Source organism: Corallococcus sp. CA054B, assembly GCF_003611625.1.
Taxonomy (GTDB): Bacteria; Myxococcota; Myxococcia; order Myxococcales; family Myxococcaceae; genus Corallococcus; species Corallococcus coralloides.
In genome coordinates this window covers 1-8,777 of sequence record NZ_RAVY01000291.1, presented here as the reverse complement: position 1 = coordinate 8,777, position 8,777 = coordinate 1, and the positions used below count along the sequence as shown (strand labels likewise).

6 protein-coding genes are annotated in these 8,777 nt (G+C 72.2%); 2 read left to right on the top strand and 4 right to left on the bottom strand.

What is annotated here, in order from left to right; all coding sequences use genetic code 11:
• Positions 1-1,587, top strand: a 1,587-nt coding sequence (locus D7V80_RS38760) for a Sapep family Mn(2+)-dependent dipeptidase (protein WP_147447362.1), incomplete at its 5' end; no start/stop codon positions are given.
• A 7-nt stretch (positions 1,588-1,594) separates the two neighbouring features.
• Here the strand turns inward: D7V80_RS38760 and D7V80_RS38755 are convergent.
• Positions 1,595-3,622, bottom strand: a complete 2,028-nt coding sequence (locus tag D7V80_RS38755) for an ATP-binding protein (RefSeq protein WP_233586051.1) — start codon at positions 3,620-3,622, stop codon at positions 1,595-1,597.
• Positions 3,623-3,890: 268 nt separating this feature from the next.
• Here D7V80_RS38755 and D7V80_RS38750 point away from each other — a divergent pair, with 268 nt between their 5' ends.
• Positions 3,891-4,853: an ornithine cyclodeaminase family protein gene (locus D7V80_RS38750; RefSeq protein ID WP_120592836.1), complete on the top strand. Its 963-nt coding sequence runs from the start codon at positions 3,891-3,893 to the stop codon at positions 4,851-4,853.
• A 29-nt stretch (positions 4,854-4,882) separates the two neighbouring features.
• Here the strand turns inward: D7V80_RS38750 and D7V80_RS38745 are convergent, their stop codons facing one another.
• From D7V80_RS38745 to D7V80_RS38735, 3 genes are all read right to left on the bottom strand, one after another.
• Complete coding sequence (locus D7V80_RS38745) at positions 4,883-6,070, bottom strand: tetratricopeptide repeat protein (RefSeq protein WP_120592835.1); 1,188 nt, start codon at positions 6,068-6,070, stop codon at positions 4,883-4,885.
• 123 nt (positions 6,071-6,193) lie between these two features.
• On the bottom strand, positions 6,194-7,132 hold the full coding sequence (locus D7V80_RS38740; RefSeq protein ID WP_120592834.1) for a hypothetical protein: 939 nt from the start codon (positions 7,130-7,132) through the stop codon (positions 6,194-6,196).
• A gap of 119 nt (positions 7,133-7,251) precedes the next feature.
• Positions 7,252-8,777 (bottom strand): FAD-binding oxidoreductase (locus D7V80_RS38735; protein ID WP_147447361.1); only part of this gene is annotated, 1,526 nt, incomplete at its 5' end.

The following is an 8,777-nucleotide window of genomic DNA, read 5'->3' as shown; positions in this document are numbered from 1 at the left end:
TCCGCCGCCCTCGCCGCCAAGGACCCGCGCTGCGCCGGCAAGCCCGCCGCCCGCGCCGCCCGCTTCTCCGACACCGCCCTGAAGGGCACCTCCGCCGCGGAGCGTTACGCCGCCTACGTCCAGGCCTGTGCACTGGATGACGTGGTGGCCCTCACCCAGACGCTCGTCCGCTTCAAGACCGTGAGCAGCGAAGCCCCCGCCGCGAAGAACCCGGAGATCGCCGCCATGGGCCGCGCCCTGGAGGCCTGGGCGAAGCAGCACGGCTTCGGCTTCCGCACCGTGGGAGAGAACGACGTCTTCGAGCTGTCCTGGGGTGAGGGCGAGCCGCTCTTGGGGCTCGTGTTCCACGGCGACGTCGTCCCCGCGCCCGCCCATGAGTGGAAGCGCGCGCCCTTCAAGCCGGTGGTGGAGAAGGGCCGCCTGTATGGCCGCGGCGTGGAGGACGACAAGGGGCCCATCGCTTCCGGGCTCGTCGCGCTGGCCATGGCGAAGGACCTGGGCCTCAAGCCCCAGGGCAAGGTGCTGATCATCATCGGCAACGGGGAGGAGAGCGACTGGAACGGGATGAAGCACTACGCGGACACGCAGCCCAAGCCCACGCACGTCATCTCCGTGGACTCCGGCTACCCGGTGATGGCCGCGCAGTCCGGCTTCGTCGCGTGGACGTTGGAGGCGCCCGTGGGCGCGGCCCTCGCCACGCCGAAGGAGGGCACCGTCGCGCGCGCCGTGGACGTGAGCGCGGGCGAGTTCCTCACCCAGGTGCCCGGCACCGCCACGCTGAAGCTCGCGCCCGTGAAGGGCCAGACGCCGGAGACGGTGCTCGCCGCCGTGAAGGCCGCCATCGCCCAGGAGTCCTCCGCGCGCAAGGACCTGAAGGCCGACGCGAAGCGCGAGGGTAACACCGTGGTGCTCACCACCCATGGCGTGGCGGTGCACTCGTCCGTCGCGGACGAGGGCCACAACGCGCTCTGGGATGTGTCCGCCGTGGCCTCGCGTCTGTCATTGGAGGACAACGGCATCGCGACGCTCCTGCGCGTGGTGGCGAAGCGCTTCGACGGCGACCACCACGGCGAGAAGCTGGGCTTGAAGTACCAGGATACGCTGATGGGCCCGCTGCTCGTGGCGCCCACCGTGCTGCGCGTGAAGGACGGCGCCGTGTCCCTGGGCGTCAACATGCGCCGGCCGCAGGGGCAGGACGCGGCGGCCTTCAACGCGTCGCTGGACGCCGCCGCGAAGCGCGTGGGCGAGGACTCCGGTGGCCAGGTGAAGGAGGGCGCCGGCCGCTACCTGGGCGACCCGCACGTGGCGGACACGTCCGGCCCGCTGGTGAAGACGCTGATGGACATCTACCAGCGGCAGCGAAAGGCGCCGGACGCGGTGCCCGGCTCCATCCGCGGCGGCACCTACGCGCGGCTCTTTCCTCGCGCCGTGGACTTCGGGCCCGCGTTCCCCAACGAGCCCTACACCGGCCACGCCCCGGATGAATCCATCGCGCTGGAGACGCTGGACCTGAGCACGCGCATGCTCGCGGAGGCCGTGCACACGCTCGCCATCGCGCCCGCATCCGAGGTGAAGGCCACGCCGTGACGGCGGCTCACGGCGTGAGGTAGCCCATGGGGGGCGGGACGCGGGGCCAGCGCACGGTGAAGGTCGTGCCGTCCCCGGTGGCGGTCTCCACGCGGACGCTGCCCCGGTGCATCTGGACGATCTCACTCACGATGTAGAGCCCCAGCCCCAGGCTGCGGGGTTTGTTGCCCTGCTCCGACCTGTTCGACTGCTTGAACGGGTCGAACAGGCGCGGCAGCAGCTCCGGCGGGATGGGGTCGCCCTCGTTGCGCACCTCCATCACCACGTCCACGGCCTCTCCCCGGAGCGTGGTGACGATGGGCGTGTCATTCGTCGCGTGTTGCAGCGCGTTCACCACCAGGTTGCCCAGCACCTGCGTCACCCGGTCCGGGTCCCAGTCCCCCCACAGGTCATCCCCCTGCACCTCCAGCACGAGGGGCCGCTCCGGATACACGACCTGGAGCTCCTCCAGCATGCCCTGGCACAGCTCCTCCATGTTCACGTGCTGGCGCGTCACCGGGATGCCTCCGCCCAGGCGGCTGTGCGCGAAGTCGAGGATGTCGTTGATCATCCGCGTCATCCGCGCGGTGGCCTTGCGGATGCGGTCCACGGAGCGGCGCGCCGTCGTGTCCAGCGCCGGGACCTTCCCCAGCATGAAGGCCGACGCGTTCACCGCGTGCAGGGGGTTGCGCAGGTCGTGGCCCAGGACGGCGATGAGCTCCTCGCGGAAGTCGACGGCCTGCTGGAGCGCGGCCTCCGCGCGCTTGTGGTCGGTGATGTCCACCACCGTCGTTCCCACTCCCAGCAGCACCCCGTCCGGGGTGCGCACCGGGAAGTAGTCCGCGCGCCAGACGCCCACGCGGCCATGCACGGGATCCGGCCCTTCGACGACCGAGCCCTGCACGGGCCGCCCCGTCTCCAGCACCTGCCGCAGGGACTGCTCGATGGACTCCACCGTACCGCCGCGGACCATCTCGCGCAGCGTGTGGCCCCGGTGCGCCTCCACGGAGTGGCCGTTGATGCGCGCCATCATGCCGTTGATGCGCAGGTAGCGCAGGTCCTTGTCCACGAACGAGATGCCCACGGGCGCCGCGTCCAGGAGCGAGTCCAGCAGCGCCAGCGACCGCTCGGCCTCCTTGCGCGCCTGGTGCTCGCGCGCGTGCAGCTCCGCATGGGCGATGTGCGCGGCCGCCCGCTGCGCGACGGCGCGGAAGAGCAGCACGTCCGAGTCGGAGAAGGCGAAGGCCGTGCGCGAGCCCATGTACGCCATGCCCAGGAGCCGCTCGCCGTCCATGAGCGGCAGGCCGTACAGCGCGCGCAGCCCCGCGCGGCGCAGCGGTCCCAGGAGGACGCGCGGATCCGTGGAGGCCGAGCGGACGAAGAAGGGCCGCCGCTCCAGCGCCGCCCGCCCGCTCACGCCCTGGCCCACCGGCACGTGCATGCCCTTCACCTCGTCCGTGCCCATGCCCACCGCGGCGCGCACCACCAGCGCGTCGCCCTCCAGGAGCATCACCGCCGCCGTGTCCACGGTGAGCGCGGACTCCATCTGCCGGGTGAGCAGGCGCTCCAGGAGCGTCTCCATGTCCGGGTCGTCCAGCGTCGCCTCGAACATGCGGTCCAGCGTCTGGAGGATGCGCTGCTTCATGTCCCAGAAGAACGTCATCGTCCGGGTGACCACCTGGTCGAGCGTCTCCTCCAGCCGCGTGAGGTCTCCGGGCCGCAGCCGCTGCTCCAGCGCCTCCAGCCGGTGGAGGATGCAGCGGCGCAGGAGCGCGTACTCCCGCGCCACCTCTCCCAGGTTGAAGCCCGCGTCCAGGCGGGCCGCCGCGTGCGCCGCCTCCAGGCGCTCGTCCAGCGCCTCCAGCCCCAGCTCCGTCGCGTCCGCCAGCGCGGTGAGCAGCTCCGGCATGTGGTCGATGAGCCAGGGCGGGCGGGCGGAGTCCTTCCGGCCCAGGTGCTCGAACACCGCCTGCTGCCAGTCCGCCAGCAGCACGTCGTGGTTCGCGCGCAGGAACTCCGCCGCGGACGGGCGGGGGCCGCGCGCAAGCTCGTCCATGGAGTGTGAATCCGGCTCCTGCATCGCCAGTCTCCCCAGGCCAACGCCCGGTCGCGCCGCTCCTCGCGGAAAGTCTGCGCATGGTGGGCCCGGCGCGCTTCGTCCCTGCATCCAATGAAGGCGGTCGCCCCGAGCCCTCGGCCGCCAGCTCCAGGCCGGGCCCCGGACGCACCGCCCGGCGCGCCGTTCACCTTCGTGCGCTCGGCCGGCCCTGGGGACGTTCGCGCCCCAGGGCATGCGCACGCTCGGGTAGGGTGGCCGTCACAGCATGCGCACCCTCCTGCTCAACCGCTCCGCCGTCGCCCGCAACATCCAGGCGCTCCTGCTCCTGGACGACCTGCGCGAGGCCTTCCGCACCGACGTCCTGGCCCGCACGGTGGCCCCGCAGCGCGTGCGAGCGCCGCTGCACTCGGTGGGCACCGCGATGGTGCTCTTCCCTGGCTGCGTGCCCGGCATCCCCGCGTACACGGTGAAGGTGCACTCGAAGTTCCCCGCGCAGAAGCCCGCCATCCAGGGCGTGGTGCACCTGCACGACCTGGTGACCGGAGGGCTGCTCGCGGTGATGGACTCCGGCCACCTCACCGCCGTGCGCACCGGCGTGGTGGGCGCGCTGGCCGCGGACGTGCTGGCCCGGCCGGACGCGACGCGCGTGGCGGTGATTGGCGCCGGCCGCCAGGGCGTGCTCCAGCTCAAGCAGCTGCGGCTGGTGCGCACGCTCAGCCAGGTGCGCGTCTACGACACCCACATCGCGCACGCGAACGCCTACGCGCAGCGCATGTACCAGGAGCTGAACCTGCCCGTGCGCGTGGAGACGTCCGTGGCGGACGCCGTGGCGGACGCGGACATCGTGGTGACGGCGACGTGGAGCCACCAGCCCTTCCTGCACGCGGGCATGGTGCAGCCGGGCACGCACATCACAGCGCTGGGCGCGGACGAGCCGGGCAAGGCGGAGCTGTCCCAGGACCTGCTCGAGCAGTCGCTGTTCGTCTGCGACCACCGGGGCTTGAGCGTCTCCACGGGCGCGGCGGGCGCGGTGGGGCTCACGGAGGACGCCATCCACGCGGAGCTGGGCGAGGTCCTCGCGGGCCTCAAGCCCGGGCGCACGTCCCAGGACCAGGTGACGGTGTTCGCCGGGGTGGGCCTGCCCTTCCAGGACCTGGCCGCCGCGTGGCACGTGTACCAGGCGGCGACCGGCGACGAGGACGTGCCCACGCTCGACTTCAACGAGTAGCGCGGGGGCGTCCGTGCGTCCGGCCTGCTTCAGGCCTTGGACAGCGTCCGCGCGAGGCGCGTGGCCTCCTCGTGCAGGTCGGTGTCCTCCGCCAGCGGCATGGCGAGCACCTTCTGCACCAGCTCCTTCGCCTTCTGCTCCTGGCCCAGGCGCGCCTGCGCGAGCGCCAGGTTGAGCAGCGGCTCCGGGCGGTCCGGGGCGCGGCGCACGGCCTCCTCCAGCACCGTCACCGCGCGCGGCAGGTGGGTGTTCGCCGGCTCCGCGGGGACGCGCAGGAGCAGCTGGCCCAGGTTGTTCGCCGCGCGCCAGCCATCCGGCGCCAGGCCCATGCCCTGCTCGTACGCGGCGATGGCCTTGTCGTACGCGGGCGGCTCCTGCGACTCGTAGCAGGTGGCCTCCGCCATCTTCAGCGACTCGCTGGCGATGCCCTGCGACGCCATGCTCTGGCACACGTAGCGGGCCTGCTCGACCTGGCCGCGCGCGAGCATCAGCTGCGCCAGGTTCGCCTGGGCATCCGCGTCCTTCGGGCGCTGGGCCGCGAGCGCGGAGGCCGCCTCGTAGGACGTGCGCAGGTCGCGCAGCGCCATGGACAGCACCGTCACGGACGCGAGCAGGCGCGGCTGGTAGGGCACCGCCTTGAGGCCCTGCTCCAGCACCTTGCGCGCGTCCACCAGCTTGTCCTGGGCGGACAGCGCGTGCGACAGGCTCAGGTACGCGGGCACGAAGCGCGGCGCCAGCGTGAGGACGTCGCGCAGGGTGGCGAGGCCGGCGTCCGTCTGGCCGGCCTCCAGCTGCACCTGGCCCAGGCGGTAGCGGAACACCGGGTTCTGGGGCGCGAGCTTCGCGGCCTGGGACAGGGCCTCCAGCGCCTGGGGCGCCTTGTCCTGTTTGATCAGCATCATGCCCTTGCCGAAGTGCGCCTCGGCGCGGTTCGGCTCCACCGCGAGCACGCCCTGGTAGGCCTTGAGGGCGGCGTCCAGCTGGCCCTTCTGGGCGGCGATGTTCGCGCGCACGAGGCCGGTCTCCGCCGTGGCACCCTGGGCCTCCGCCTTGGCGAGCAGGCCCTCCGCCTGGGGCAGCTTGTTCTCCACCAGGGCCAGCTTGGCCATCACCACCAGCGCGTCGCGGTGGTTCGGGGTCTTCGCGAGGAGCTTCTCGGCCTCGGCCTTGGCCTGGGCCACCTGTCCCTGCGCGAGGAGGGTTTCCAGAGAGTTCATGATGGAAAGTGTCCCCCAGGGGGCGGGGGCTGTCGAGCAACGGGGAAAAAGGAAGGGCCTCGCCCGGATGGACGAGGCCCTGGGAAGAGCTTCAGGTGGGAGGCGGCCGGACGCGGCCCGCCGCTACCACTTGCTCAGCACGTCCTTGATGCCCTCACCGACGTTCTTGATGCCCTCGCCGACGTTCTTGATGCCCTCGCCGACGTTCTGCACCGCGTTGCCCACGCCCTCGACGGCGGCCTTGGCGGCGTCGCCCACCTTGCCCACGTCGACGGAGAAGCCGAACTCCAGGCTGGCGCCGATGCCCAGCGCCGCGCCCACGTCGAAGTTGGCGGACAGCTTGCCGTCCTTCAGGCCGACGTTGGCCTCGAACTCCACGCCGATGCCGGCGAAGGCCTCCGCGCCGGCCGTGACGGTCGCGGGACCAATCTCCTGGGTGACCTCCGCGCTGGCGCGAGCGCCGGCGAACGCCTCACCGTGAACGGAGGCGGCGGCCTGGCCGTGCAGCGGATCCAGCACCACCTGGCCCGTGGCGGTCGCCTCGGCGCCCACGTTGCCCTCGGCGCCCCACTCGGAGCGGCCCAGCGCGCTGTCCGCGTGGCCTTCCACGGAGCCGCGCACCAGGTCGGCGCGCACGTCCACGGAGCCCTCGGCGCCAATCTTGCCGTGCAGCGGGTCGATGGAGACGCTGCCCTGCGCCGCCACGTCCGCCGTCAGCACCTGGCCTTCCACCGTGTTGTGGAAGTTGCCGTTCACGTCACCGGAGGTGTGGGAGCCGGAGGCCGCGGTCCAGTTCTTGTTCCACTCGCCCTGGGCCACCGTCTTGTCGAAGCGGCTGGTCTCCAGCTGCTTCTGGATGTCCGTGGTGGTGTTGGGGTTGGCCTTGTTGCTGGTGGTGACGCGGTTGCCCTTCGCGCCGCGGGTCAGGTCAAGGGTCGCCTCGCCCTGCGCCCGGTTCTCCGTGTGGGCCTGGACCTCGCGGCGCGTCTGCGTCCCGTTGGCCGGAGTGGGCTTCGCGGGGTTGCGGAACACGGGGCGGTAGCGGTTGGTCTCGATGGCCATGGAAGGGGGTGCTCCGGCGGGCGCAAGGCGCGGTGGGAAATCTTGTGACTTGAGAGAGTATCGAGCGCCCACCCAAGAAAGTTTCCGCTCCTCTTTTTCTTTCTGATCCGCCCGCGCCCTCAGGGCTCGGATCTCCCGGGAGCCAGGATTCCCTCGGGATCGAACGCCGCCTTCAGCCGCTGGCGCACCTGCGCGGAGTCATCCTTCACGGACGGTGCGGCGTCCTGTGCCTGGAGTCCGGCTCGGGTCAGATAGTACCCGGCGTCCGCCAGCTCGCGGGTGAGGGCGCGGTAGCAGGCCTGGGCGCGGGCGTCCTCGCCGCGGACGTCCCGGTCATAGGCGAGCGCGGTGACCAGGTAGACGCAGCGCGGGGAGTGGGCGAGGAGCGCCAGGTTGGGCTCGAACCCGAAGAGGCGGGGGACGCGGTCGGCGATGTCCGTGGCGCGCTTCGCCTCCGGGCCGGTGAAGGGGACGGCGACGGAGCACCAGATGAAGCCGCAGCGGTCCCGGTCCGGGTGCGGGTCCTCCGGCTTGGGGGTGCGCTTGCGCCAGTAGGTCATGGCGAGGTTGGTTTCGGTGGGGACGCCCTGGAGCGTGCCCTCGCCGAAGGGGGCCACCGGGCCGAAGGACAGGGGACGGAAGGCGCCCTCCACGGCGCGCGCGAGCCGCTTCTCCAAGAGGGAGCCCAGCTCCGCGTCCGGGGCGATGAGGGTGCCGCTGATGGCCCAGCGGCCAAAGCCCTCGCGCAGCTTCTCGCGGGCCCAGTCCGGCAGCGGCGCCCGGCCCACGGAGGGGTAGGGGAACTGCTGGGTGATGCTGTACGCCTTGATGTCGTTCCAGAAGAAGAAGCTGCCCTTGAGCGTGCCGTCCAGGGCCAGGGCCTGGAGCCGGTCCACCATGTCCCAGAGCTGGGCGTCGTCGTTCACGGCGCAGAAGAAGTCGCGCAGCCAGGGCTGCTTGCGCGCCAGCCAGAACGTCATCCGCGTCACCACGCCCAGCGACGACTGGCTGAAGAGGCCATCCAGCACCGGGCCCAGACCCCAGCGGAAGACCGGCGCGGAGCGGGCGCCGGGGAAGCGCGCGTGGCCCGTCTCCACGCGCTCGCCCGTGGGGAGCACGGCCTCCAGCGCGCACACGTTCTGGAAGATGTCCGCGTTGGGGCCGGCCCCGTCGCCGCGCTCCAGCGCGTTGCCCACCATGCTCGCGTCCGGCGAGCCGCCGATGGTGGTGATGAACGTGGAGGAGCCCTTGTCGCGCAGGTACGCGTAGGCCTGGCGGAACGTCACGCCGGGCTCCACGGTGAGGTACGCGAGCTGTTCGTCGTGCGCGAGGATGCGGTTCATGCGCCCCAGGTCCAGGAGCACGCTGCCGTCGCCGGGGGGCACGCGCGAGCCGTAGCCCCAGTTGCGGCCGGCGCTCACCGGGTACACCGGCACGCGGTGCGCGCTCGCGATGCGCAGGCACGCCTGCACCTGCGCCGTGTCCGCCGGCCGCACGATGGCGGGGATGCGCTGGGTGGTGGCGAAGGTGGCCGTTTCCGCGGCCTCCAGCGCTTCGGGGTCCAGGATGACGTGCGCCTCGCCCACGGCCTCCCGCCACGCGGCCAGCGCCGCTTGCAGGTCCGGGGCCTTCCCATCGGTCTCGC